Raw genomic sequence first — 23240 nt, forward strand, 5'->3', positions numbered from 1 at the left:
TCGCTCAACTGATCGGGAACCACCTGAAGAACGCGCAGCGTTCTTCAGGTGAATCACTCAGACTTTCCACTTCTCCAGCAGCTTCTCCGCGCCCATGCTGTCGTAGCCCTCGAACGGCTGGTGGATCCAGGGGTTGGTGGGCAGGAACTCGACCTGGTAGTCGGGCGTGAAGGTCGACAGGCCCTTGGTCCAGATCACGGCGCTGCGCAGCTCGGTGATCGGCGGGTAGTTGTTCTTCAGCATGTCGACCACCTTGTGCAGCGTGTGGCCGGAGTCGGCGAGGTCGTCGACCAGCAGCACCCTGCCGGCGATCTCGCCCTTGGGCGTGGTGATGTAGCGCGCGATGTCCAGGTGGCCCTGCACCGTGCCGGCCTCGGCCCGGTACGAGCTGGTGGACATGATGGCCAGCGGCTTGTCGAAGATGCGCGAGAGGATGTCACCCGGGCGCATGCCGCCGCGCGCCAGGCACAGGATGGTGTCGAACCTCCACCCCGACTGGTGCACCTTGATCGCGAGCTTCTCGATCAGGTTGTGGTACTCGTCGTAGCTCACGTACAGGTGCTTGCCGTCTTCCGTCAACATCATGGTCCTCCTCGTTGCCTCGTGTTCCCTCGTCCTGGTCAGGCCAGGTACGGGTGCCGCATCATGATGGTGTGGTCGCGGTCGGGGCTGGTCGAGATGATATCGACGGGCACCCCGGTGACCTGCTCGATGCGCTGCAGGTACAGGCGTGCGTTGACCGGCAGCTTGTCGTACTCGGTCACGCCGACCGTGCTCTCGCGCCAGCCTTCCATGGTTTCGTAGATCGGGGTGCAGCGCGCGATCTCGTCGGCGCCCAGCGGCAGGATGTCGGTGGTCTCGCCATCGAGCTCGTAGCCGGTGCACAGCTTCAGCTCCTCGATACCGTCGAGCACGTCCAGCTTGGTGATGCACAGGCCCGACAGGCCGTTGACCTGGGCGCTGCGCTTGAGCAGTGCAGCGTCGAACCAGCCGCAGCGGCGCGAGCGGCCGGTGGTGACGCCCTTCTCGGCGCCGACGGTCGACAGGTGGTAGCCCACCGTGCCGGGCTTCTCCCAGTCGAGCTCGGTCGGGAACGGGCCGCCGCCCACCCGGGTGCAGTACGCCTTGGTGATGCCCAGGATGTAGTGCAGCATGCCCGGCCCCACGCCGGACCCGGCCGAGGCGTTGCCCGCCACGCAGTTGCTGGACGTGACGTAGGGGTAGGTGCCGTGGTCGACGTCGAGCAGCGTGCCCTGCGCGCCCTCGAACAGCAGGTTGTCGCCGTGGAAATGGGCTTCGTTCAGTTCGCGCGAGACGTCGGCCATCATCGGCCGCAGCTGCTGGCCCAGTGCGAGCGCCTCGTCCAGGGTCTTCTGGTAGTCCACGGCCGGCGCGTGCAGGTAGGTGGTGAGCACGTGGTTGTGCAGCTCCAGCAGCACCTTGAGCTTCTCGGCGAAGCGCTCGGGGTGCTTGAGGTCCTGCACCCGCAGTGCGCGGCGGGCGATCTTGTCCTCGTAGGCCGGCCCGATGCCGCGCCCGGTGGTGCCGATCTTCTCGGTGCCGCCCTTTTCGCGCAGCTGCTCGCGGGCCACGTCGAGCGCGGCGTGGATCGGCAGAATCAGCGGGCAGGCCTCGCTGATGCGCAGGCGCGAACGCACCTCGACGCCGGCCTTCTCCAGGCCTTCGATCTCCTCGAACAGCTTGGCCGCCGACAGCACCACGCCGTTGCCGATGTAGCACTTGACGCCCGGGCGCATGATGCCGCTGGGAATGAGGTGCAGCGCGGTCTTGACGCCATTGATCACCAGCGTGTGGCCGGCGTTGTGGCCGCCCTGGAAGCGCACGACGCCCTGCGCCATCTCGGTCAGCCAGTCGACCAGCTTGCCCTTGCCCTCGTCGCCCCACTGGGTGCCCACGACGACCACATTGCGACCCGTTGTCTTGTTCATGACGAAAGGAATCCGGAAAAAAGAAGGGAGATCAGAGGGAGCGCAGGACCCATCGGCCCTGCTCGGCGACCAGTTCGCGGTCGCAGTGGAATTCGTCCACCTCGTGGCCGTGGCCGGGCAGCGTGCAGACCACGGTTTCGCCGGCCGCGCGCAGGCGCGCGATCTCGGCGCGCAGCGGCTCCTGCTCGCCCCAGGGCGCGCGGATGGCGGCCTTCAGGGGCCGCTTGGGAACCACCCCGACCAGTTCCTTGACGTCGAGCGAGAAGCCGACGGCCGGCCGGTTGCGCCCGAACACCGCCCCGACCTCGTCGTAGCGGCCGCCGCGCACCAGCGCATCGCTCGCGCCGGCCGTGTAAATGCCGAACCGCATGCCGCTGTAGTAGGCGTAGCCGCGCAGGTCGCCCAGGTCGTAGCTCACCGTGGCGCCTTCGATCTGGCCGCCCAGCCACCGGAGCTGCTGCAGGGCCTCGTGCAGGCCGGGCACGGGAGGCAGCACGCGGCGCGCCTCGTCGAGCACCTTGGCGTCGCCGTAGAGGGAGACCAGGGCGGCCAGGCCCTCGCGGGCCGCGCTGGGGAAGGATCGGGTGAGCCGGGCCAGCGCGCTCGCGTCCTTGGCCGCCAATGCGGCGTGCACGTCGCGCAGCGCCTGCGCATCGACCGTGACATCCGTGAACAGCGCGCGCACGATGCGCGCATCCGCCAGGTCGACCGTGGCCGAGCCGACGCCCGTGGCGCGCAGGCAGTCCATCGCCAGCAGCAGCACCTCCAGGTCGGCTTCGATGCCACCGTGCCCGTAGACCTCGGCGCCGAACTGCAGCGGTTCGCGGGTAGCGTGGGGGCGGTCCGGGCGGGTGTGCAGCACCGGGCCGCAGTAGCACAGGCGCGCGACGCCGGAGCGGTTGAGCAGGTGGGCGTCGATGCGGGCGACCTGGGGCGTGGTGTCGGCACGCAGGCCCAGGGTGCGACCGGAGATCTGGTCGACCAGCTTGAAGGTCTGCAGGCCCAGGGCCTCGCCGGTGCCGGTGAGCAGCGACTCGAGGTGCTCGAGCAGCGGCGGCATCACCAGCTCGCAGCCGTAGCCCCGCGCCGTGTCGAGCAACTGGCGCCGCAGTTCCTCGATGTGCCGCGCCTCGGAGGGCAGGACGTCGGCGATGTGATCCGGCAGGAGCCAGGCGGACATGAAGGGAGGAGGCGCTGTTAAAACAGGGATTTTACGCGGCGCGCCGGCCCCCTCCCCGGTGCCTCATGCGTGACCGCCGATGGCACGGGGAACGACGCCGAAGGAACTCAGCCCACCAGCCAGAGCAGCACCAGGCCGAGCAGCACGCTGCACAGGCCGAAGAAGCGCAACTGGCCGTCGCGCAGGACCAGCAGCTTCTGGAAGGTGTTGCGCCAGCCGCGCGGGGCCAGCAGCGGCAGCAGGCCCTCGAACACCAGCACCAGGGCCAGCGCGGCCCAGAAGGTGTTGCTGTCCAAGGCCGGCTATTTCCTGGCGGGTGCCGGGGCGGGTGCGGCGGCGCCGCCGCCGCGGAAGGCGCTGAAGAACTCGGAGCCGCTCGGATCGACCACCATCACGTCGCCCTTCTTGTTGAAGGTGGCGCGGTAGGCCTCCAGGCTGCGGTAGAACTTCGCGAACTGCGCATCGCGGCCGAACGATTCGCCGTAGATGCTGGCTGCCTGCGCGTCGCCGTCGCCCTTGATCTTCTGCGCGTCGCGGTACGCGTTGGCGATGGTGATCTCGCGCTGGCGGTCGGCGTCGGCGCGGATCTTCTCGCCCTCGGCCGCGCCGGTGGAACGCAGTTCGTTGGCCACCCGCTTGCGCTCGGCCTCCATGCGGCGGTAGACCGACTCGGTGATGGCCTCCACGTAGTCGGCGCGCGTGATGCGCACGTCGATGACGTCGACGCCCCAGGGCTTGCTGCCCTTGACCACCTCGAGCACCTCGCGCTTGACGTCGGCCATGAGCTGCTCGCGCTTGGTGGACAGCAACTCGCGCACGGTGCGCCGGTTGATCTCTTCCTGGAAGGCGTTGCGCACCACCCGGTTGAGCTGGTTGGCGCCGGCCGCCTCGTCGAGGCCGACGTTGCGGATGTACTGTGATGGATCGCTGATGCGCCAGCGCACGTACCAGTCGATGACCACGCGCTGCTTCTCGGCGGTGAGCATCGGCTCGGTGTCGCTGCTGTCCAGCGTCAGGAGGCGCTTGTCGATGTAGCTGACGTTCTGGAACGGCGGCGGCAGCTTGAAGTTCAGCCCCGGCTCGGTGATCACGTCCTTGATCTGGCCGAGCGAGTAGACGACGCCGAACTGGCGCTGGTCGACGACGAAGAGCATGGAGCTCAGGAGGGCCAGGATGATGAGGGCCGTGGCGGCGAAGAATCCGATGCGGTTCATGGTGTCTTGTCCTCCTGCTCAGCGCGACTCGCGCTCGCGGCCACGGGCGTTGTCGCGGGTTCGCGCGTCCACGGAGGAGGAGCCGGACGAGCCGGCAGCGGGGCCACTGGGCGGGACAGCCGGCTCGGGTGCGATGGCCGGCGTGCCGGACGCCACCTGCTGCAACAGGCGATCGAGCGGGAGGTACAGCAGACTGGCCCCCTGGCGCGACTCGACCAGCACCTTGGTGACGCTGGCGTAGATCTGCTGCATGGTCTCGAGGTACAGGCGGTCGCGGGTGACCTGCGGCGCCTTCTGGTACTGGGCCAGCACGGCGTTGAAGCGCTGCGTGTCGCCCTGCGCCTGCGAGACCACGCGGGACTTGTAGCCCTCGGCCTCTTCCTTCAGCCGCGCGGCGGAACCGACGGCGCGCGGGATGACGTCGTTGGCGTAGGCCTGGGCCTCGTTCTTGGCCCGCTCGCGCTCCTGGCCGGCCTTGAGCACGTCGTCGAAGGCGGACTGCACCTGCTCCGGGGGACGCACGCCGCCCTGCTGCAGGTTGATGCCCACCACCTCGATGCCGACCTTGTAGCGGTCCAGGATCTGCTGCATCAGGGTGCGCACGCGCGGCCCGATCTGGTCCCGCTCGTCGGCCAGTGCGGAATCCATGCGCATCTTGCCGACCACGTCGCGCACGGCCGTCTCGGCCGCCTGCACCACTGCCTCGCCCGGGTTCTTGCTCTCGAACAGGTAGGCGCGTGCGTCGTTCAGCCGGTACTGCACGGCGAACTTGATCTCGACGATGTTCTCGTCCTCGGTCAGCATGGCCGACTCGCGCAGGCCGGTGGCCTTGATGACGGCGTCGCGGCCGACGTCGACCGAGCGGATCTGCGTGACGTTCACGACGTCATGGCGCTCGATCGGGTATGGCAGCCGGTAGTTGATGCCGGCACCGACCGAGGAGTGGTAGCGGCCGAAGCGCGTGACCACCGCCTGCTGGCCTTCCTGCACGATGAAGATGCCGGTGCCCAGCCAGATGAGGGCCAGCACGCCGATGATCAGACCGACGCCCAGGCCCGCGCTCTTCATGTCGGGCTGGAAGCCGCCACCGTTGTTGCCGGGATCGGGACGGCGGCCGCGGTTGCCTCCGAAGAGGCCACCCAGGCGGCGATTGAAATCGCGCCAGAGCTCGTCGAGGTCGGGTGGACCCTGGTTGGGGCCGCGGCCGTTGCCGCCCTCGGGCTTGTTGTCCTTGCCGTCGTCGCCCCCGCGCCCCCAGCGCGGATCGTTCAGGTTGAACATGCCTCGGACGCGGCCCGGGAGAGCCGCCAGGACGCCGGGGAAGTGGAGCTTCATGCGCTTCGTGTTGTGGTCGTTGCTTGGTCGATTGTGCCCAATCAGGCGGGCTCGTCGTGCAATTCGGGACTTGAACGGGGGGATGTGTGCTGCGCGGCACTCGCCGCGCGCTCGGCCAGCTCGGCTCTCAGCTCTGCCAGGCCCTCCCCCGTGCGGCTGCTGACGAACAGGCGCCGGACCGCCTCGCCCTCGAGTCCGAACAGGTCGCTGCGCACCCGGGGCTGCTGCGACGGCTCGAGCGCATCGGTCTTGTTGAACACCAGCACCTGCGGCACGTGGTCGGCCCCGATTTCCTGCAGTACGCGCTGCACTTCACCGATCTGCTCGGGGTGGTTCGGGTTGGCGGCATCGACCACGTGCAGCAGCAGGTCGGCGTCGGTCGCCTCCTGCAGCGTGGCCTGGAAGGCGTCGATGAGGCCGTGCGGCAGGTCGCGGATGAAGCCGACCGTGTCGGACAGCGACACCGACCGGCCGGCCCCCTCGGCGTCGCCCAGGTAGAGCTGGCGGGTGGTGGTGTCGAGGGTCGCGAAGAGCTGGTCGGCGGCGTAGGCCCGCGCCTTCACCAGCGCATTGAACAGCGTCGACTTTCCGGCGTTGGTGTAGCCGACGATGGAGATGTTGTAGGCGCCCTGGCGCTCGCGCTGGCGCCGCTGGGTGTGGCGCTGCTTCTTCACCTTCTCGAGCCGGTCGCGGGTACGCCGGATGGCATCGCCGATCATCCGGCGGTCGAGTTCGATCTGCTTTTCGCCCGGACCGCCGCGCACGCCCGCGCCGCCGGTCTGGCGCTCCAGGTGCGACCAGCGGCGCACCAGGCGCGTGCTGACGTACTGCAGGCGGGCCAGCTCGACCTGCAGTTTGCCTTCGTGGCTGCGCGCCCGCTGGGCGAAGATCTCCAGGATCAGCAGGGTGCGGTCGTTGACCGGCAGGCCCAGGTGGCGCTCGAGGTTGCGCTGCTGGCCGGGGCTGAGCGACTGGTCGAACAGCACTTCGGTGGCGCCATGCTCCTCGGCCAGGGCCTTGATCTCGTCGGCCTTGCCCTTGCCGACGAACAGCGCGGCGTCCGGCGCCTTGCGCTTGGCGGTGATGCGGGCCACCGGCTGCAGGCCGGCCGTGCGGGCGAGCTCGCCCAGTTCGGCGAGCTCGCCGTCGAAATGGGGCAGCCCGAGATCCACCCCGACCAGGACGGTGGGGGCGGTGGAACGATCAGGGGAATCAGGCAAATCGGCGTCCGGGGGATTTCGGCGGTGGAAGACCCCCGGCGCGCGTGCCGCGAGCCGCGCCCGCGATCAGGTGGCGGCTTCGTTGCTCTCGGCCGTGGAGAAGTTCACGGCCCGGCCGGGGACGATGGTGGAGATGGCGTGCTTGTAGACCATCTGGGTCACCGTGTTGCGAAGGAGCACCACGTATTGGTCGAACGATTCGATCTGGCCCTGCAACTTGATGCCGTTGACGAGGTAGATCGACACCGGCACGTGCTCCCGTCGCAGCGTGTTGAGGAACGGGTCTTGTAGCAGCTGCCCTTTGTTGCTCACGATATTCTCCGTGTTCGAAGCGTTGTTGGAACTTGCACCTTACCACAGCGACCCAGCCGTGCAAGTAGGCAGCGGGCTAGACCCGGCACTTGGGGATGGCACGGGGTCGTTCAAGTGCGTGAGGCCTCCCCGGGCCGTCATTCCTTGTCGGCGTAGGGATTGTGGGAGGTCTTCAGCTCGATGCGCAGCGGCGTCCCGATGAGATTGAACTCCTTGCGGAACCGGCCCTCGAGGAAGCGCTTGTAGGCATCGGTCACGTGCTCCAGCGAGTTGCCGTGGATCACGATCACCGGCGGGTTCATGCCGCCCTGGTGCGCATAGCGCAGCTTGGGCCGGAACATGCCCGACCGCTTGGGGGCCTGGAACTGCACCGCCTCCTGCAGCAGCCGCGTGAGCACCGGGGTCGACATCTTGGTCATCGCGGCCTGGTGGGCCTGGGCGATCGATTGCCACACGGGCGTCAGGCCCTGGCGCTTCTTGGCCGAGATCAGGTGCAGGGCCGCGAACTTCAGGAACGCCAGCCGAGCCTCGATCTGGCGCTGCACCTGCTCGCGCTGGTAGGCATCCACGGCGTCCCACTTGTTGATGGCCAGGACCACCGCCCGGCCGCTCTCGAGGATGTAGCCGGCGATGTGGGCGTCCTGGTCGGTCACGCCCTGCGTGGCGTCGAGCAGCAGCAGCACGACGTTGGCGGACTCGATCGCCTGCAGCGTCTTGACGACCGAGAACTTCTCGATCGCCTCGAACACCTTGCCCTTGCGGCGCAGGCCGGCGGTGTCGATGAGCTCGTAGCGCTTGCCGCCCCGCTCGAACGGCACCGAGATGGCGTCGCGCGTGGTGCCCGGCAGGTCGAAGGCCACCAGGCGTTCCTCGCCCAGCCAGGTGTTGATGAGGGTGGACTTGCCGACGTTGGGCCGGCCGGCCACCGCCAGCTTGATGACGCTCTCGTTGACGGCCGCCTCGTCCTCGTCGTCCGGCAGGCCCAGCGGCTCCAGGGCCACCTCGACCAGGCTGCGGATCCCCTGCCCGTGCGCGGCCGAGACGGCGTGTACCTCGCCCAGGCCGAGTTCATAGAACTCGGTGAGCTGAACGCCCTCGGTCATGCCCTCGGCCTTGTTGGCCGCCAGCACCGTCGGCTTGCCCAGCTTGCGCAGGTAGTTGGCGATGTCGTGGTCCTGGGCCGAGAGGCCGCCGCGGGCGTCGACCACGAAGACCACCACGTCCGCCTCGGCCACGGCCTGCCGCGTCTGCTTGGCCATCTCCATGAAGATGCCCGACTCGGCCGTGGGCTCGAAGCCGCCGGTGTCGATGACGATGAACTCGTGCTTGCCCTGCCGCGCGTTGCCGTAGTGGCGGTCGCGCGTGAGGCCGGCGAAGTCGGCCACGATGGCGTCGCGCGACTTGGTGATGCGGTTGAAGAGCGTCGACTTGCCGACGTTCGGGCGGCCCACCAGGGCCATCACGGGTTTCATGGTCCGCCCTCGGGATGCGGTTATTGCGGCACGAAGCCGTAGACCCCGCCGTTGCGGGTGACAACGACCAGGGTGCTGCCGGCGATCACCGGCGGGGCCACGACCGGCGAACCGTCGGTCGTCAGGCGGGTGAGCAGCTTGCCGTCCTCGCGCGAGAGCACGTGCAGCAGGCCGGTGGAGTCGCCCACGGCGACCGAATTGCCCACCAGCAGCGGCGTGCCGGTGCCGCGGTGCAGCAGCTTGTCGGTGGTCCAGGCGCGCTCGCCGTTGTCGCGGCGCCAAGCCACGACGCGGCCGTCGGATTCGGTGCCGACCACCAGGCGGTCGTCACCACCCAGGCCGTCGCCGCCATTGGATGGCTTGGTCCAGGCCAGGCCACCGCGGGTCGCGTCGAGGCAGCCCACCGAGGCCTGGAAGGCACGCACGCACACCGAGTTGCCGACGCGGCTGGGCCGGCCGACCAGGTCGACCAGGCGCTCGACGTCGTTCGTGCCGCGCGGCGTGGCGATGGCGGCGTCCCAGCGGACGCTGCCGTTGTTGGGGTTCAGGCCGACCACGCGGCCGCCCTGCCCGGCCAGCAGCGTGTCGCCCACGGCCAGCAGCACGCCCGACTGGCGCAGGACCAGCGGCTCGCCGGGGCGCGGCTGCGACCACAGGCGGCGGCCGCTCTGGCCGTCGAAGGCGGACACCGAGCGGTCGGCGGCCAGCACGAACACGCGGTTGCCGGCCACCAGCGGGGCCGTGTAGGCCTGGGCAGCCAGCTTCTGGCGCCACAGCACCTTGCCGGCGCTGGCAGCCACCAGTTCGTTGTCGCGCGTGACGACCGCCAGCGTGGTGCCGTCGCTGCCGGCGCCGGCCACGATGGCCGAGCCGACGCCGGCGCGCCAGAGTTCACGGCCGGTGCCCGCATCGAGCATGGCCACGGTGCCATCGCTGCTCGCCAGCGCGAGCTGGGTGCCGTTGACGGCGACCGTCATCGGGAACCCGACTTCGCCGAGCTTCGTGGTCCATGCCTGGCGCACGGCCAGCAGACCCGGATTGGGCTCGAGTTGCGGCGGCGCCGCCTTGTCGCTGCCGCCCAGGAAGGACGGCATCATCGAGCAGCCCGCCAGGCCCAGCAGGCTGGCCGCGAGCACGGCGGCCGCGCCGATGCGGCCGGCGGTCATCGCTTGCTTGATCATGACTTGGCGCTCCCGGCGGCCGGCTTGTCGCCGGTGGCGAGCGACTTCGGGTCGACGCCCAGCGCGGTGAGCTTCACCTCCAGCAGGCGGCGGTACTCGGACTGCTCGTCCAGGGCCTGGTAGGCCTTGCCGTACTCGGCCTTGGCCTCGGCCTTCTTGCCCTGCAGCTGGTAGATGTCGCCGCGGCGGTCGGCCACCAGGGCCGCGAACGGTGCGGGCACATCGGCGGCGAGCTGCTTGAGCGCCTCGTCGTACGACTTGGTCTCGACCAGCACGGACGCCAGCCGCAGGCGGGCGATGGCCTGGTAGCCCTCGTCGGACGCCTGCTCGGCCACCCAGGCGAGCGCCGCCTTGGCGGTGTCGGGCTTGCCCTTGTCGACTGCGACCTGCGCCACCAGCAGCCCCGCCTGCTGCGCGAACAGCGTGCGGCCGTACTTGTCCTTTACGTCGGCGAAGCCCCGTTCGGCCCGGGCCAGGTCGCCGGCCTGCACCGCGCGCTCGACGTCCTCGTAGATGGCGGAGGCCCGCGCCGACTGCGCGCGCTGCCAGTACTGCCAGCCGTTCATGGCCGCGATGGCGCCGAACACGATGATGAGCAGCCAGGAGATCAGGTTGCCGTAGGTCTTCCAGAAGTGCTTGAGCTGGTCAAGCTGCTCCTGTTCTTCGAGATCGAGGTGGGATGCCATGGAAAAGTGCTCGTTCGGCCGCGGGTCGGGCAGCCGGAGATTGTAAGGAGGCGTGCAGTCAGGCCCTGAGGCGGTCGGCCCAGGCGGCCACGTCGGCCAGCGGCAACCGTTGCTGCTCGCCGGAGCCGTCGCGCAGCGCCTTGAGCGTCACCTCGCCGGCCGCCAGCTCGTCGGCGCCGAACACGAGGGCATGGCGCGCCCCGCTGCCGTCGGCCTTCTTGAACTGCGACTTCATGCTGCCGGGACCGTCGGGACCGCCCGCATGCTGCACGACGCGCACGCCGGCGGCGCGCAGGGCCTCGAGGGCCACCACGACGGGTGCCAGCGGCGTGCCGGGCGGCACGACGGCATAGGCATCGGGCGCCTGCGAGGGCATCGGGAGCTGCAATTCCTGGATGAGCAGCAGCAGCCGCTCGATGCCCAGGCCGAAGCCCACGGCCGGCGCCGGCTTTCCGCCCAGCTGGGCGATGAGCCCGTCGTAGCGGCCACCGCCGCACACCGTTCCCTGTGACCCGAGCTGGTCGGTGACCCACTCGAAGACGGTGAGGTTGTAGTAGTCCATGCCGCGCACCAGGCGCGGGTTGACGCGATACGCCAGGCCCACGGCATCGAGCGTGGCCCGGACGGCGTCGAAGTGGGCCAGCGACGCCTCGCCCAGGAAATCGATGAGCTTGGGAGCCTGCTCGATCAGCGCCTGCATCGCGGGGTTCTTGCTGTCCAGGATGCGCAGCGGGTTCGACTGCAGGCGGCGCTGCGAGTCGGCGTCCAGCGCCTGCGCGTGCTGCTCGAAATAGCCCACCAGGGCCTCGCGGTGCGCCTTGCGTTCGTCGGGCTGGCCCAGGCTGTTGATCTCCAGCCGGACGTGCTGTCCCTCGACCAGCCCGAGCTCGCGCCAGAGCGCGCGCGCCATCAGGATCATCTCGGCATCGACGTCCGGGCCAGCGAAGCCCAGCGCCTCGACGTCGAGCTGGTGGAACTGCCGGTAGCGGCCTTTCTGCGGACGCTCGTGGCGGAACATCGGCCCGACGGTCCAGATGCGCAGCGGCCCGTTGTACAGCGCGTTGTGCTCGACGACCGCACGCACGATGCCGGCGGTGGCTTCGGGGCGCAGCGTGAGCTTGTCGCCGTTCATCGAGTCGGTGAAGGAGTACATCTCCTTCTCCACGATGTCGGTCACCTCCCCCAGCCCGCGCACGAACAGCGCGGTGGGTTCCACGATGGGGGTCAGCAGGTACTGGTAGCCGTAGCGTCCCAGCACGTCGCGCACCGCCGTCTCGAACCACTGCCACAGCGCGGAATCGGGCAGTTTCTCCGTGCGCGGCACCGAGGCCGGCAGGATGTCGTTCATGCCCTTGACGGCACTCAGTTTGTCAGCCATGTCTGGGTCGGACGTTCAGTGCTGGGCATCGGGCGCCGGACGCGCCCCCGCCTCAAGCCGCAACGCCGAATCTCTTCTCTATGTAGTTCTCGACGATCTGGTGGAACTCGGCCGCGATGTTGTCGCCGCGCAGCGTGAGCGCCTTCTCGCCATCGATGAAGACCGGGGCGGCCGGCGCCTCGCCGGTGCCGGGCAGGCTGATGCCGATGTCGGCGTGCTTGCTCTCGCCGGGACCGTTGACGATGCAGCCCATGACGGCCAGCCTCAGGTTCTCGACGCCGGGGTACTTGCTGCGCCACACCGGCATGTTGGCCCGCAGGTGGTCGTCGATCTGCTTGGCCAGTTCCTGGAAGGTGGTGCTGGTCGTGCGGCCGCAGCCCGGGCAGGCCGTGACGCTGGGCACGAAGATGCGCAGGCCCAGCGACTGCAGGATCTCGGAGGCGATGACCACCTCCTGGGTGCGCGACTCGCCGGGTTGCGGCGTGAGCGAGACCCGGATGGTGTCGCCGATGCCTTCCTGCAGCAGGATGGACATCGCCACGCTCGAAGCCACCGTGCCCTTGGTGCCCATGCCGGCCTCCGTGAGGCCCAAGTGCAGCGCGTAGTCGCAGCGGCGCGCCAGTTCGCGGTAGACGGAGATGAGGTCCTGGACGCCGCTGACCTTGCAGGACAGCAGGATCTGGTCGCCGTTCATGCCCATCGCCTCGGCACGCCGGGCCGATTCGATGGCCGAGGTGATGAGGGCCTCGTACATGACGCTGCGCGCTTCCCACGGCTGCGCGCGGCGGGCGTTCTCGTCCATCAGCGAGGCGAGCAGTTCCTGGTCGAGGCTGCCCCAGTTGACGCCGATGCGCACCGGCTTGTCCCAGCGCATGGCGGCCTCGATCATCTGGCCGAACTGCCGGTCGCGCTTGTCGCCCTTGCCCACGTTGCCGGGATTGATGCGGTACTTGGACAGCGCCTGGGCGCAGTCGGGGAACTCGGTGAGCAGGCGGTGGCCGTTGTAGTGGAAGTCGCCGATCAGCGGCACGTCGACGCCCATGCGATCGAGCTGCTCGCGGATGTAGGGCACCTGCCGCGCCGCCTCGGGCGTGTTGACCGTGATGCGCACCACCTCGGAGCCGGCCTGCGCCAGTTCCTTGACCTGGATGGCGGTGCCGATCGCGTCCTCGGTGTCGGTGTTGGTCATCGACTGCACCCGCACCGGGGCGTCGCCGCCGACGGTGACCACGCGGTCACCCCAGGCGACGCGCGCCTGGCGCGTGCGGCGCCGGGCAGGCGCTGCGGGCTCGACGGGCAGGCAGGATTCAGGCATGGAGGACATCACTTCACCTCGAACCGTGCGACGTTGTCTTTCGCCACGGCCGCCAGGTCATAGGGTTGGCCGCGCACCTGCACCGAGGTGGCGTTGGCGCTGCCGACCGTGACGACCAGCGGTGGGCTGCCGGACGCGCCGGCGGTTTCGCCGGCGGCCATGAGGCGGCGCAGCGTGACCGTGCCCTTGGCATCGGTGACCTGCACCCACGACGGGCCGGTGGCCTTGAACACGATCAGCCCGCTGGCGGGCACGGCCGTGCCATCGGCGGGCGCAGACGCGGCCGCCTGGGTGGACGGAGCAACCACCGTGACGGGGGCCGCGGCCGATGCCGTGGCGGACGGAGCCGCGGCGGTGGGAGTCGGCGCCGAATCGGCGCTGGCGACAGGAGGCATCACGGGCGGCGCGCCCGGCGCGGATGCCGCCGGCGCCTCGGCGCCGGGCGCCAGGATTGCCGGCGCCATGGGCACGCCCGCGGGGGCTTCGGCGGGCTTGGACGCGACTTCGTCCCGGCCCCCGGCGGGCAGGAAGATGATGACCAGGGCGCCCAGCAGGAGGGCGAAGACCGCCAGGAACACCGGGCGGGTGAGCCGGTCGAACAGGCTCGGCCCCACGTAGTCGCCGGGAGCGCGGAACGGGGCGTTGATCGGCTCGCGCTCGGGTCCCAGGCGCGGGGCATTGCCCTGTGGCAGCCGGTCGAGCATGGGCTGGGCATCGACCTTGAGCGTGCGGCACACCGCCGACGCCAGCGCCCGCGCGAACACCGCATCGGGCAATTCGTCGTAGCGGTCGCCCTCCAGTGCCTCGAGCTTGCGCACGGGCACCTTGAGCGAAGCCGCCAGCGCCGCCACGTGCAGGCCGGACGCCTCGCGGGCCTGGCGCAACAGGCTGCCCGCGCTGGGGCCGCCCGCTTGCCCCTCAGTCATCGAACGCTCCCTTGTCCAGGAGGGTGACCTCGCGCGATTGCGGGTACCGCTTGCGCAACTGCTCGCCCAGCTGCGCGAGGGCGACCTGGTCGCCGATCTTGCGCTCGACCTTCACGCCCAGCCAGAGCGTCTCGGCGTTGGCCAGCTCGGTGTTGTTCAGGCGCCGGATGTAGAACTGGGCCCGCTGCAGGTCGCCGCGGGCATACAGCAGGTTGGCGAGGTTGTAGCCGATGATGGGATTGCCGGCGTCCAGCTCGTAGGCCTTGGACAGGCTGCGCTCGGCGTCGCCGGGCTTGCCGGCACGCGCCAGGCACAGGCCCTGCGCCATGAGCGTCTTGGCGCGGTCGCCGTAGATGGGGCTGTTCAGCGCCTGCTCGAACGACCGCTGGGCGTCGTCGTAGCGGCGCTGCTGGCACTGCAGCCAGCCCAGGTTGTGCAGGGTGTTGGCGTCGCGCGGGTTGAGCGCCACGGCCCGCCGGAAGCTGTCCTCGGCCTGGCCCATGTCGTTCATTCGCATGTACACCAGGCCGCGCAGGTTGAAGGCGTCGGGGAAGGTGGGATCGGCCAGGATGACCTGCTTGAGCTCGTCGAGCGCGATGCTGGTCTTGCCCTGCTCGAAGTAGCCCACCGCCAGCTCCATCCGGATGCGGGCGCGGCGCCGGTGCTCGGGCTCGTCGGATTCGGTGATCGGGTCGCTGGTCTTGGCCTGCTCGGTGGCCGGGGCGGCACAGCCACCCACCGCGAGCATGCCGGCCAGCAGGCCGGACCAGGACAGGGCCGTGAGCACGACACCGATGGAGCCGAGGCGCTTCATGTGATTCAACCCTCTTTCGCGACGCCGGCAGGGACCTGCCGCAGCATGACCGTGCGCTGCTGGGCGATGCGTTCGCCCACGCGGGTGCGGTCCTTCACGTCGCCGGCGAGTTGCCCGCACGCGGCGTCGATGTCGTCCCCCCTCGTTTTTCGCACGGTGGTGACGATACCAGCATCACTCAGCATTTTCGCGAACGCGACCACCCGGGTGTTGGGCGATCGCGTCAGCCCGGACTGCGGGAACGGGTTGAACGGAATGAGGTTGAACTTGCAGTTGACGCCGCTGGCGCGAACCAGGTCGACCAGCTGGCGCGCGTGCTCCGGCTGGTCGTTGACGCCATCGAGCATGCAGTACTCGAAGGTGATGAAGTCGCGCGGCGCGTGCTCGAGGTAACGGCCGCAGGCGGCCAGCAGCTCGGCCAGCGGGTACTTCCGGTTCAGGGGCACAAGGTTGTCGCGCAGCGGGTCGTTGGGCGCGTGCAGCGACACGGCCAGGGCCACCGGGCAATCCTGCCCGAGGCGGTCGATCATCGGCACCACCCCGGAGGTGGACACGGTGACGCGGCGCCGCGACAGGCCGTAGCCGTGGTCGTCAAGCATGACGCGCAATGCCGGCACCAGCGCGGCGTAGTTCTGGAGCGGCTCGCCCATGCCCATCATCACCACGTTGGAGATGACGCGGTCGGTCGTGCCCAGGTGGCCGCGCAGGAAATGCTCGGCGAACCACAGCTGGGCGAGGATCTCGCCCGTGCTGAGGTTGCGCGAGAAGCCCTGGTGCCCGGTGGAGCAGAAGCGGCAGCCCACCGCGCAGCCGGCTTGGGACGAGACGCACAGCGTGCCGCGGTCGTCCTCGGGGATGAACACGGCCTCGACGGCATTGCCGTCGCCGACATCGAACAGCCACTTGATGGTGCCGTCGGCGGACTCGTGCTGGCTGATGACCGGCAGGCCCTCGATGCGGGCCGCGCCGCGCAGCTTCTCGCGCAGCGACTTCGCCAGGTCGGACATCTGGTCGAACTCGCGCGCACCGCGCTGGTGGATCCAGCGGAACAGCTGGGTCGCCCGGAAGCGCTTTTCGCCCAGCGTTTGGCAGAACGCGGCCAGCCCTTCGAGGTCGAAGTCGAGGAGGTTGGCCGTGGTCATCGCATGGGAGATTCCCGCGTCAGCGGGAATAGACGTTCATGCCGGGGAAGAAGAAGCCGACCTCGACGGCGGCCGTCTCGGGCGCGTCGGAGCCGTGCACCGCGTTGGCGTCGATGCTGTCGGCGAAGTCGGCGCGGATGGTGCCCTTCTCGGCCTTCTTGGGATCGGTGGCGCCCATCAGGTCGCGGTTCTTCAGGATGGCGCTCTCGCCCTCGAGCACCTGGATCATCACCGGGCCGGAGATCATGAAGCTCACCAGGTCGTTGAAGAACGGGCGCGCCTTGTGCACGGCATAGAACTGCTCGGCTTCCTGGCGCGACAGGTGCGCCATGCGGGCAGCCACGACCTTCAGGCCGGCGCCTTCGAAGCGCGCGTAGATCTGGCCGATGACGTTCTTGGCCACCGCGTCGGGCTTGATGATGGAAAGGGTGCGTTCGATCGCCATTGCTGGTTCCTGGAGTCGGTTAGGGAAAAGTGTCGAGGCCCGCGCCGCCCCGATTAGGGGCGCCGCAGGCGGGAAAGTTCGGCAAAGCCCAGGATTTTAACCGGCGGGCCTCATGCCGGCTGGCAAGGCTTCAACGGCCGCCGCGATTGCCTCTGCGGGGGCCTCCACCGCCGCCTCCACCACCGCCGCCGCCTCCCCCACCGCCGCGTCGTTGGCCGCCACCGCCACCGCCGGCGCCGCCACCCTGGCGCTGGCGCATGAAGCTGTCCGCGCCGATGTAGCCGAACGAAGTCTTCATGGGGTCGGGCTGGCCGCCGCCGGAACCGCCACCGCCACCGCCCGCGCGGTCGCCCTTGTTGCGGCGCTGCTGGCCTTGCTGTCCCTGCCCCTGCTGGCCCTGCCCCCTGCCACCCCGGCCGCCGCCAGCACCGCCGCCGCCTCCGCCCGCTCCGCGGGACTGGCCGGCGTCCGGACGCGGGCCGCCGCCGCGGTTGCCGCGCCGGCGGTTGCGCGACTTGCCGTCGCCATGCTCAGCCGGTTCGGCCAGGGACGCGCCGGCCGCTTGCGTCAGCGAGCGGATGTCGCGCTCGTCCAGTTCCATGAAGGCGCCGCGCTTGAGCCCGCGCGGCAGCACCATGGCGCCGTAGCGGATGCGGATCAGGCGGCTGACCGCATGGCCGAGCGCCTCGAACAGGCGGCGCACCTCGCGGTTGCGGCCTTCGGAGATCGTGACGCGGTACCAGTTGTTGGCGCCCTCGCCGCCGCCGTCCTCGACGGATCCGAACTGGGCCTTGCCGTCATCGAGTTCCACGCCCTCGAGCAGGCGCTGCTTCTCCTCGGCCGACAGCGCGCCCAGGACCCGGACGGCGTACTCGCGCTCGAGACCGAAGCGCGGATGCATCAGGCGGTTGGCCAGCTCGCCCGAGCTGGTGAACAGCAGCAGGCCTTCGGTGTTCAGGTCCAGCCGGCCGACCGACTGCCACTTGCCCTGGTACAGCTTGGGCAGCTTGCGGAAGACGGTCGGGCGGTTCTGCGGATCGTCGTGGGTGACGACCTCGCCGGCCGGCTTGTGATAGGCGATCACGCGGGGCGGCGGAGGCGCGATGCGCACCTTGATCGGGCGCCCGTTGACCTTGATCTGGTCGCCGAACTGGATGCGTTGGCCGATGTGGGCAGGCTCGTTGTTGACCGAGATCCGGCCTTCCATGATGAGCTGTTCCATCTCGAGCCGGGACCCGAGGCCGGCCTGCGCCAGCACCTTGTGCAGCTTGGGCGTGTCGGCCTGCGGCGCCAGCACGCGCTTGGCCAGCGCCACCTCGGCGCTCTGCTCGTCGGCGTCGAACTTGCCGGAGACCACGTCCTCGAAGCGGATCGGCTCCGGTGGCGGGCCGCTGGGCTCGCGCCGGACGGGCCGGTCGTCGTGGTCGTCGTCCTCGTCGTCCTCGTGGCCATCGGCGTGGTCCTCGTCCTCGCCCTCGTCGTCGGCGGCCATGCGCTGCTGGTTGCGCGGGGCCTCGGCCACGGGCACGGCGACCGCGGCTGGCTGCTGGACCGGCGCCTGGACGGCCTTGTCCTTCTCGTCGTCGGCGTCCGGGGCAACGCCCTGCAGGTCGGTGGAAGTCATGCGCGTCGGGTCAAGGGCGCCGGCTCGGAAACACCGGTGTCGGCGTCTCCGGCTACGGCCGGGGTGTCGGTCGGGTCGGGGACGGCAGGCGCTGCCGCGTCGTCCGTTCCGGGCATGGGGGCATCCTGCGCCAGGATGGCGGCTTCGTTGGCCGGTGCAAGGCCCGCGTCGGCATCGGCGGGCGCCTCGATGGCCAGCGCACCCTGCGCGCCGTCGTCGCCGCCGGCCAGGCCGGCCAGCGCCACCATCTGCTGCGACGGCTCCTCGAGCATGGGCAGCTGGTCCAGCGACGCAAGGCCGAGGTCGTCGAGGAACTGGCGGGTGGTGGCGTAGAGCGCCGGACGGCCCGGTGCCTCGCGATGGCCGATCACCTCGACCCAGCCGCGATCCTCGAGCTGCTTGAGGATCTGGGTGTTGATCGTGACGCCGCGGATGTCTTCCATGTCGCCGCGCGTGACCGGCTGGCGGTACGCAATGATGGCCAGCGTCTCCATCGCAGCGCGCGTGTACCTGGGCGGCTTCTCGGGGTGCAGGCGGTCCAGGTACTCGCGCATCTGGGGCCGGCTCTGGAAGCGCCAGCCGCTGGCCACGCAGACCAGTTCGACGCCGCGCTGCGTCCAGTCGTGCTGCAGGTCGTCCAGCAGCATCTTGATGGTATCGGCGCCGAGCTCGTCGTTGAACAGCACGCGCAACTCGCGCACCGGCAACGGCTGCTGCGAGCAGATCAACGCGGTTTCGAGGACGCGCTTGGCATCCGCGGTATTCATCTGGTCTCTCTTGTCGTGGGACCGGCGCCGGGGGCGCGGCGGTCGCTGGGGGGCCCGGGTGGGGGCGGCGCCATCAGGCTGTGCGGGGGGATCCGGCGGGCCTGGAAGGTGCCTGCGGTGCCGGTTGATTGTAACGCAGCCCCCATCCGGACAACCCGGCGGCCAGGTCGGCAGGCAGTTCCGAGCGCAGGTCCAGCGGCGCGCCCGTGAAAGGGTGGACGAAGGCCAGCCGGAAGGCATGCAGGGCCTGGCGCTGCACCCCGGCCGCGGCTGCGCCGCCATAAAGCGTGTCGCCGACCAGGGGATGGCCCAGGTGCGCCATGTGGACCCGGATCTGGTGGGTGCGCCCGGTGTGCAGGCTGGCGCGCACCAGGCAGCCGAGATCGTTGCCGTCGAGGAACTCGAAGGTCGTGCGCGCCTCCTTGCCCGCCTCGCGCCCGAGGTCCACCACCGCCATGCGCAGCCGGTTGCGCACATCGCGGCCGATCGGCGCGTCGACGTCGCGGGGCGACGGGCCGGACCAACGGCGATGCCCCAGTGCGAGGTACTGCCGGGAGACTTCGCGCGCCGCGATCATGCGCACCAGCGCGTCCATCGCCGGCCGGCTGCGGGCCACCACCATCAGCCCGCTGGTGTCCTTGTCCAGGCGGTGCACGATGCCGGCCCGCGGCACGTCGGCGGCGCGCGGGTCGCGGCCCAGCAGGCCGTTCAGCAGCGTCCCGCTCCAGTTCCCGGGCGCAGGATGGACGACCAGGCCGACCGGCTTGTCGACCACCAGCAGGTGCTCGTCCTCATAGGGCACCGACAGCGCCATGGCCTCGGGGCGGAAGGCCTGGCTCTGCGGCGTCGGCCGCAACTCGATGGCGAGCACGTCGCTCGCCTTGACGCGGTGCGCCGGCCGGCTGGCGGAACGGCCGTTGATGGCGACGGCGCCGTCGGCCACCAGTTGCTGCAGGAAACTGCGCGAGAACTCGGGCAGCAGGGCTGCCAGCACCCGGTCGAGGCGCTCGCCGTGCTGCGCCGGGGGCACCTGCACCTGGCGCAGTTCGGCCTCGACGACGCCTGCCTCGGCCTCGTCGTCGGGCGGGTCGTCCGCGCGGGGCGCGGAGGGTGCGGCTCCTATAATCGTCCGGCCCTGTTTCAAGAAGGTCTGCGCTTCATGCTTCGAGTCAAATTATCGTGCCTGGCGACCGTGCTGCTGGTGCTGGCGGGATGTTCCTCGACGAAGGAAGACAAGACCGCGACCTGGAGCCCGAACCGCATCTACGCCGAGGCCAAGGAGGAAATGAGCTCCAACGCCTGGGACAAGGCCGTCCCGCTGCTCGAGAAGCTGGAAGGCCGGGCCGCCGGCACGCCGCTCGCGCAGCAGGCGCAGCTGGAGAAGGCCTACGCGCAGTACCGCGGTGGCGAACCGGCCCAGGCCATCGCCACGATCGACCGCTTCATCAAGCTGCACCCCGCGAGTCCCGGCATCGACTACGCGCTGTACCTCAAGGGCCTGGTCAACTTCAACGACAACCTCGGTGCGCTGTCCTGGCTGACGCGCCAGGACCTGTCCGAGCGTGACCAGAAGGCCGCCAAGGAGTCGTTCGAGGCCTTCAAGGAGCTCGCCGCCCGCTTCCCCGACTCGCGCTACACGCCGGACGCCCGTTCGCGCATGACGTACATCGTCAACTCGCTGGCGCAGTACGAGGTGCATGTGGCGCGCTACTACTACAGGCGCGGGGCCTACGTGGCCGCCATCAGCCGCGCCCAGTCCGCCGTCACCGAGTACCAGGCCGTCCCCGCGCACGAGGAGGCGCTGTTCCTGCTGATGCAGTCGTACGACGCGCTCGGCATGACCCAACTGCGGGACGACTCGCGCCGCGTGCTGGAGAAGAACTACCCGGGCAGCCAGTACCTGCCGCAGGGCACAAGGTCCGAGGACAAGGGCCCGTGGTGGAAGCTCTGGTGAGCGCCGGCCGCTAGCCGGCCAGCTCGTCCAGCGCCTGCAGGTACTCGTCCTGCGACTGCAGGCGGCGCATCGGCGGCATGGCCGCCAGCAGGCGGCGTCCGTACCCCATCGTCCCCAGCCGGGTGTCGCACACCACGAGGACGCCACGGTCGCTCTCGCGCCGGATCAGGCGGCCCGCGCCCTGCTTGAGCGCCACCGCCGCCTCCGGCACCGAGTGGTCGTTGAACGGGCTGCGGCCCTGCCCTTCCAGCCGTTGCGACCGCGCCTCGACCAACGGGTCGCCGGGGGGCGGGAACGGCAGCTTGTCGATCACGACCAGCTGCAGCGCATCGCCCGGGATGTCGACCCCCTCCCAGAACGAGGCCGAGGCCACCAGCAGGCAGCCGGGGCCGCCGTGCGTGGAGCCCTCGCGGAGCCGGTCCATGAGCCGGGTCTTCGGCCACTGCCCTTGCACCAGCACCTCGATGTCGCCGCGATCCTGGAAGCGGCGCTGCAGGTCCTCGCCGATGCTGCGCAAGGCGCGCAGCGTGGTGGTGAGCACCAGGGTGCGGCCGCCCAGCCGCTCGGCCGACGCCGCCGCCAGCCGCGCGACGGCGGCACTGTGGCCCGGGTCGGCCGGCCGCGGCAGGTCGCGGGGCAGGTACAGGGCTGCCTGCGCGGCATAGTCGAACGGGCTGCCGACGCGCAGCACGGTCGCCTCCTCCAGCCCGCAGGGTTCGGTGAACCACGACAGGCGTGGATCGTCGCCCAGCGTCGCCGAGGTGAAGATCCAGCTCCTGCCCGCCGGCGGCGGGTCATCGGTCCCGGACGGGTCCTCCGCCGGCAGCTTCAGCAGGCGGGTGCGCACGGTCTCGGCGATGTCCAGCGGGGACTCGATCAGGCGGAGGTTCTGCCCGACGTCGACCCAGCGCACCGAGCCCGGCGCGCAGTCCTGGCCGAAGCGGCGCGTGCGTTCGGCCAGCTTGCTCACCCGCTCGTGCAGGCGCACGAAATCCGGCGCGAGCTCGCTGACCGTGGCGAGGGCGTCGAGCGCGCCGTCCAGCGCCTGCGACACCGCGGCCAGGCCGTCCGCCCACTGCGTCGGATCGACCCCCTCGGGCGTGTCGCCGGTCCAGCGCAGCCGGTTGCCGGCAGCGCTCCGTCCCACCGTCAGCCGCAGGTCGCGCGCTGCGCGCTCCAGGGCGCCGCCGCACTGCTGCCAGTCGGCCAGCCCGCGCGCCAGTTGCAGGCCGGCCGCGAGGATGTCCCGCGTGACGTCCAGCAGCTGACCCGTGGCCAGCTGGGCGCCCAGGAACTGCACGCCGGTCTCGTTCAGCTGGTGGGCCTCGTCGAAGATAGCGACCCGCACCGTCGGCAGCAGTTCCGCCATGCCGGACTCGCGCACCGCCAGGTCGGCGAAGAACAGGTGGTGGTTGATCACGACCACGTCGGCGGCGAGCGCCTCGCGCCGGGCCTGGTTGACATGGCAGGCACGGAACTTGGGGCAGGCCGAGCCCAGGCAGTTCTCGCGCGTGGACGTCACCAGCGGCAGGACGGGCGAGCGCTCGTCCAGGCCGGCCATCTCGCCCAGGTCGCCGCTGCGCGTGGTCTGGGCCCAGCGCTCCACGCGGGCCAGCGCCGCGGCCACCGCGCGGTCGCCGGCGCCGGGGTCCTGCCGGGCCAGGTCGAGGCGGTGCGCGCACAGGTAGCTGCCGCGCCCCTTGAGCAGCGCGGTGCGCACCGGAACGCCCAGCGCCTCGGCCAGGCGCGGCAGGTCGCGGCCGAACAGCTGGTCCTGCAGGGTCTTGGTGGCGGTGGACACGAGCGCCCGCTCGCCGGACAGCAGCACGGGAACCAGGTAGGCGAAGGTCTTGCCGACGCCGGTGCCGGCCTCGGCCACCAGCGCGCCGCCTTCCTCGATGGTGCGCGCCACGGCCAGCGCCATCTCGGTCTGGGCCTCGCGGGGCCGGAAGGTCTCGCCCGCTTCTCCCAGCGGGCCGTCGGCCTCGAAGGCCCGGCGCACGGCCGTCAGCAACTCGGTCACGCGGGCTCTTTGGGGTCTAGCGAGAGTTCGAACTGCGCGATCAGGTCCCGCAGCGCCAGCCGGCGCTTCTTGAGCCGGCGCAGCGTCAGCTCGTCGACCGGGCGGTCGTCGCCCGCGCGGTCGATGAGGGCGTCGAGATCGGCGTGCTCCATCCGCAGCTCGATCAGCCGCCGTTCGGGCGAATGCAGGTTGGATTCCACGGCAAAAGTTGGCGGTCGGCCGCCGAGAGCTCTGCGGGCGGTGACGATAATACGTGCTTCAGGGGCAATCATCACGCGGCCAGGCCGCAAAGGCCGCAACGAC

General features: G+C 70.3%; 23 protein-coding genes. 1 reads left to right on the plus strand and 22 read right to left on the minus strand.

The window, feature by feature from the left end; translation table 11 throughout:
• Positions 1-57 precede the first annotated feature (57 nt).
• The 20 genes from GON04_RS01745 to GON04_RS01840 all read right to left on the minus strand — a co-directional run bounded on the left by GON04_RS01745 (position 58) and on the right by GON04_RS01840 (position 20104).
• Positions 58-582 (minus strand): phosphoribosyltransferase, encoded by a 525-nt coding sequence (locus tag GON04_RS01745; RefSeq protein WP_157396292.1) that lies wholly within the window; start codon positions 580-582, stop codon positions 58-60.
• A gap of 38 nt (positions 583-620) precedes the next feature.
• The gene (locus GON04_RS01750) at positions 621-1949 is read right to left on the minus strand and encodes an adenylosuccinate synthase (RefSeq protein ID WP_157396293.1); all 1329 of its coding nucleotides are present in this window, start codon (positions 1947-1949) and stop codon (positions 621-623) included.
• 31 nt (positions 1950-1980) lie between these two features.
• Positions 1981-3129 (minus strand): ATP phosphoribosyltransferase regulatory subunit, encoded by a 1149-nt coding sequence (locus tag GON04_RS01755; protein ID WP_157396294.1) that lies wholly within the window; start codon positions 3127-3129, stop codon positions 1981-1983.
• A gap of 107 nt (positions 3130-3236) precedes the next feature.
• The gene (locus GON04_RS01760; protein WP_157396295.1) at positions 3237-3425 is read right to left on the minus strand and encodes a DUF2065 domain-containing protein; all 189 of its coding nucleotides are present in this window, start codon (positions 3423-3425) and stop codon (positions 3237-3239) included.
• A gap of 6 nt (positions 3426-3431) precedes the next feature.
• Positions 3432-4343 carry a protease modulator HflC gene (hflC, locus tag GON04_RS01765; RefSeq protein ID WP_157396296.1) on the minus strand — a complete coding sequence of 304 codons (912 nt, stop codon included), beginning with the start codon at positions 4341-4343 and terminating at the stop codon, positions 3432-3434.
• Between the two features lie 18 nt (positions 4344-4361).
• Entirely contained in the window at positions 4362-5678 is a 1317-nt protein-coding gene (gene hflK, locus GON04_RS01770; protein WP_232532932.1) for an FtsH protease activity modulator HflK, read from the minus strand.
• 41 nt (positions 5679-5719) lie between these two features.
• Positions 5720-6898, minus strand: a complete 1179-nt coding sequence (gene hflX, locus GON04_RS01775; RefSeq protein WP_157396297.1) for a GTPase HflX — start codon at positions 6896-6898, stop codon at positions 5720-5722.
• 66 nt (positions 6899-6964) lie between these two features.
• The gene (gene hfq, locus GON04_RS01780; RefSeq protein ID WP_181653833.1) at positions 6965-7210 is read right to left on the minus strand and encodes an RNA chaperone Hfq; all 246 of its coding nucleotides are present in this window, start codon (positions 7208-7210) and stop codon (positions 6965-6967) included.
• A 137-nt stretch (positions 7211-7347) separates the two neighbouring features.
• Complete coding sequence (gene der, locus GON04_RS01785) at positions 7348-8682, minus strand: ribosome biogenesis GTPase Der (protein ID WP_157396298.1); 1335 nt, start codon at positions 8680-8682, stop codon at positions 7348-7350.
• 20 nt (positions 8683-8702) lie between these two features.
• Positions 8703-9863, minus strand: a complete 1161-nt coding sequence (gene bamB / locus GON04_RS01790; RefSeq protein WP_232532933.1) for an outer membrane protein assembly factor BamB — start codon at positions 9861-9863, stop codon at positions 8703-8705.
• Positions 9860-10549 carry a YfgM family protein gene (locus GON04_RS01795; protein WP_157396299.1) on the minus strand — a complete coding sequence of 230 codons (690 nt, stop codon included), beginning with the start codon at positions 10547-10549 and terminating at the stop codon, positions 9860-9862. The genes bamB and GON04_RS01795 overlap by 4 nt, the downstream gene beginning before the upstream one ends.
• A 58-nt stretch (positions 10550-10607) precedes the next feature.
• Positions 10608-11927 (minus strand): histidine--tRNA ligase, encoded by a 1320-nt coding sequence (gene hisS, locus GON04_RS01800; RefSeq protein ID WP_157396300.1) that lies wholly within the window; start codon positions 11925-11927, stop codon positions 10608-10610.
• Positions 11928-11979: 52 nt separating this feature from the next.
• Positions 11980-13242 (minus strand): flavodoxin-dependent (E)-4-hydroxy-3-methylbut-2-enyl-diphosphate synthase, encoded by a 1263-nt coding sequence (gene ispG / locus GON04_RS01805; protein ID WP_232532934.1) that lies wholly within the window; start codon positions 13240-13242, stop codon positions 11980-11982.
• 8 nt (positions 13243-13250) lie between these two features.
• The gene (locus GON04_RS01810; RefSeq protein ID WP_157396302.1) at positions 13251-14168 is read right to left on the minus strand and encodes a helix-turn-helix domain-containing protein; all 918 of its coding nucleotides are present in this window, start codon (positions 14166-14168) and stop codon (positions 13251-13253) included.
• Complete coding sequence (gene pilW, locus GON04_RS01815; RefSeq protein ID WP_157396303.1) at positions 14161-14982, minus strand: type IV pilus biogenesis/stability protein PilW; 822 nt, start codon at positions 14980-14982, stop codon at positions 14161-14163. The genes GON04_RS01810 and pilW overlap by 8 nt, the downstream gene beginning before the upstream one ends.
• Before the next feature lie 5 nt (positions 14983-14987).
• The gene (rlmN, locus tag GON04_RS01820; protein ID WP_157396304.1) at positions 14988-16124 is read right to left on the minus strand and encodes a dual-specificity RNA methyltransferase RlmN; all 1137 of its coding nucleotides are present in this window, start codon (positions 16122-16124) and stop codon (positions 14988-14990) included.
• A 19-nt stretch (positions 16125-16143) separates the two neighbouring features.
• On the minus strand, positions 16144-16569 hold the full coding sequence (ndk, locus tag GON04_RS01825; RefSeq protein ID WP_157396305.1) for a nucleoside-diphosphate kinase: 426 nt from the start codon (positions 16567-16569) through the stop codon (positions 16144-16146).
• Between the two features lie 130 nt (positions 16570-16699).
• A complete protein-coding gene (locus tag GON04_RS01830; protein WP_157396306.1) occupies positions 16700-18193 on the minus strand; it encodes a pseudouridine synthase in 1494 nt (497 codons plus the stop codon).
• Positions 18190-18960, minus strand: a complete 771-nt coding sequence (gene scpB, locus GON04_RS01835) for an SMC-Scp complex subunit ScpB (protein WP_157396307.1) — start codon at positions 18958-18960, stop codon at positions 18190-18192. The genes GON04_RS01830 and scpB overlap by 4 nt, the downstream gene beginning before the upstream one ends.
• 73 nt (positions 18961-19033) lie before the next feature.
• Complete coding sequence (locus tag GON04_RS01840; protein WP_157396308.1) at positions 19034-20104, minus strand: RluA family pseudouridine synthase; 1071 nt, start codon at positions 20102-20104, stop codon at positions 19034-19036.
• 15 nt (positions 20105-20119) lie between these two features.
• On the opposite strand from GON04_RS01840, the gene GON04_RS01845 reads away from it, so the two are divergent.
• Positions 20120-20914, plus strand: coding sequence for an outer membrane protein assembly factor BamD (locus GON04_RS01845; RefSeq protein WP_157396309.1), 795 nt, complete (start codon positions 20120-20122; stop codon positions 20912-20914).
• 10 nt (positions 20915-20924) lie between these two features.
• Here GON04_RS01845 and GON04_RS01850 read toward each other — a convergent pair whose 3' ends face one another.
• On the minus strand, positions 20925-22937 hold the full coding sequence (locus tag GON04_RS01850) for a DNA repair helicase YoaA (protein ID WP_370530034.1): 2013 nt from the start codon (positions 22935-22937) through the stop codon (positions 20925-20927).
• Positions 22934-23137: a DUF465 domain-containing protein gene (locus GON04_RS26665; protein ID WP_181653834.1), complete on the minus strand. Its 204-nt coding sequence runs from the start codon at positions 23135-23137 to the stop codon at positions 22934-22936. Before GON04_RS26665 ends, GON04_RS01850 begins: the two co-directional genes overlap by 4 nt.
• Positions 23138-23240: the final 103 nt, after the last annotated feature.

The organism is Ramlibacter pinisoli, from assembly GCF_009758015.1.
Lineage (GTDB): Bacteria > Pseudomonadota > Gammaproteobacteria > Burkholderiales > Burkholderiaceae_C > Ramlibacter > Ramlibacter pinisoli.

What these genes read in the sequence shown, in the direction of transcription:
- bamB (WP_232532933.1), bottom strand. Translation starts at nt 9,863, where the DNA reads ATGATCAAGCAAGCGATGACCGCCGGCCGCATCGGCGCGGCCGCCGTG.
- hisS (WP_157396300.1), bottom strand. Translation starts at nt 11,927, where the DNA reads ATGGCTGACAAACTGAGTGCCGTCAAGGGCATGAACGACATCCTGCCG.
- GON04_RS01750 (WP_157396293.1), bottom strand. Translation starts at nt 1,949, where the DNA reads ATGAACAAGACAACGGGTCGCAATGTGGTCGTCGTGGGCACCCAGTGG.
- scpB (WP_157396307.1), bottom strand. Translation starts at nt 18,960, where the DNA reads ATGAATACCGCGGATGCCAAGCGCGTCCTCGAAACCGCGTTGATCTGC.
- ispG (WP_232532934.1), bottom strand. Translation starts at nt 13,242, where the DNA reads ATGCCTGAATCCTGCCTGCCCGTCGAGCCCGCAGCGCCTGCCCGGCGC.
- hflK (WP_232532932.1), bottom strand. Translation starts at nt 5,678, where the DNA reads ATGAAGCTCCACTTCCCCGGCGTCCTGGCGGCTCTCCCGGGCCGCGTC.
- GON04_RS01810 (WP_157396302.1), bottom strand. Translation starts at nt 14,168, where the DNA reads ATGACTGAGGGGCAAGCGGGCGGCCCCAGCGCGGGCAGCCTGTTGCGC.
- GON04_RS01845 (WP_157396309.1), top strand. Translation starts at nt 20,120, where the DNA reads ATGCTTCGAGTCAAATTATCGTGCCTGGCGACCGTGCTGCTGGTGCTG.
- GON04_RS01745 (WP_157396292.1), bottom strand. Translation starts at nt 582, where the DNA reads ATGTTGACGGAAGACGGCAAGCACCTGTACGTGAGCTACGACGAGTAC.
- hflC (WP_157396296.1), bottom strand. Translation starts at nt 4,343, where the DNA reads ATGAACCGCATCGGATTCTTCGCCGCCACGGCCCTCATCATCCTGGCC.
- GON04_RS01830 (WP_157396306.1), bottom strand. Translation starts at nt 18,193, where the DNA reads ATGACTTCCACCGACCTGCAGGGCGTTGCCCCGGACGCCGACGACGAG.
- ndk (WP_157396305.1), bottom strand. Translation starts at nt 16,569, where the DNA reads ATGGCGATCGAACGCACCCTTTCCATCATCAAGCCCGACGCGGTGGCC.
- GON04_RS01795 (WP_157396299.1), bottom strand. Translation starts at nt 10,549, where the DNA reads ATGGCATCCCACCTCGATCTCGAAGAACAGGAGCAGCTTGACCAGCTC.
- der (WP_157396298.1), bottom strand. Translation starts at nt 8,682, where the DNA reads ATGAAACCCGTGATGGCCCTGGTGGGCCGCCCGAACGTCGGCAAGTCG.
- pilW (WP_157396303.1), bottom strand. Translation starts at nt 14,982, where the DNA reads ATGAAGCGCCTCGGCTCCATCGGTGTCGTGCTCACGGCCCTGTCCTGG.
- rlmN (WP_157396304.1), bottom strand. Translation starts at nt 16,124, where the DNA reads ATGACCACGGCCAACCTCCTCGACTTCGACCTCGAAGGGCTGGCCGCG.
- GON04_RS01755 (WP_157396294.1), bottom strand. Translation starts at nt 3,129, where the DNA reads ATGTCCGCCTGGCTCCTGCCGGATCACATCGCCGACGTCCTGCCCTCC.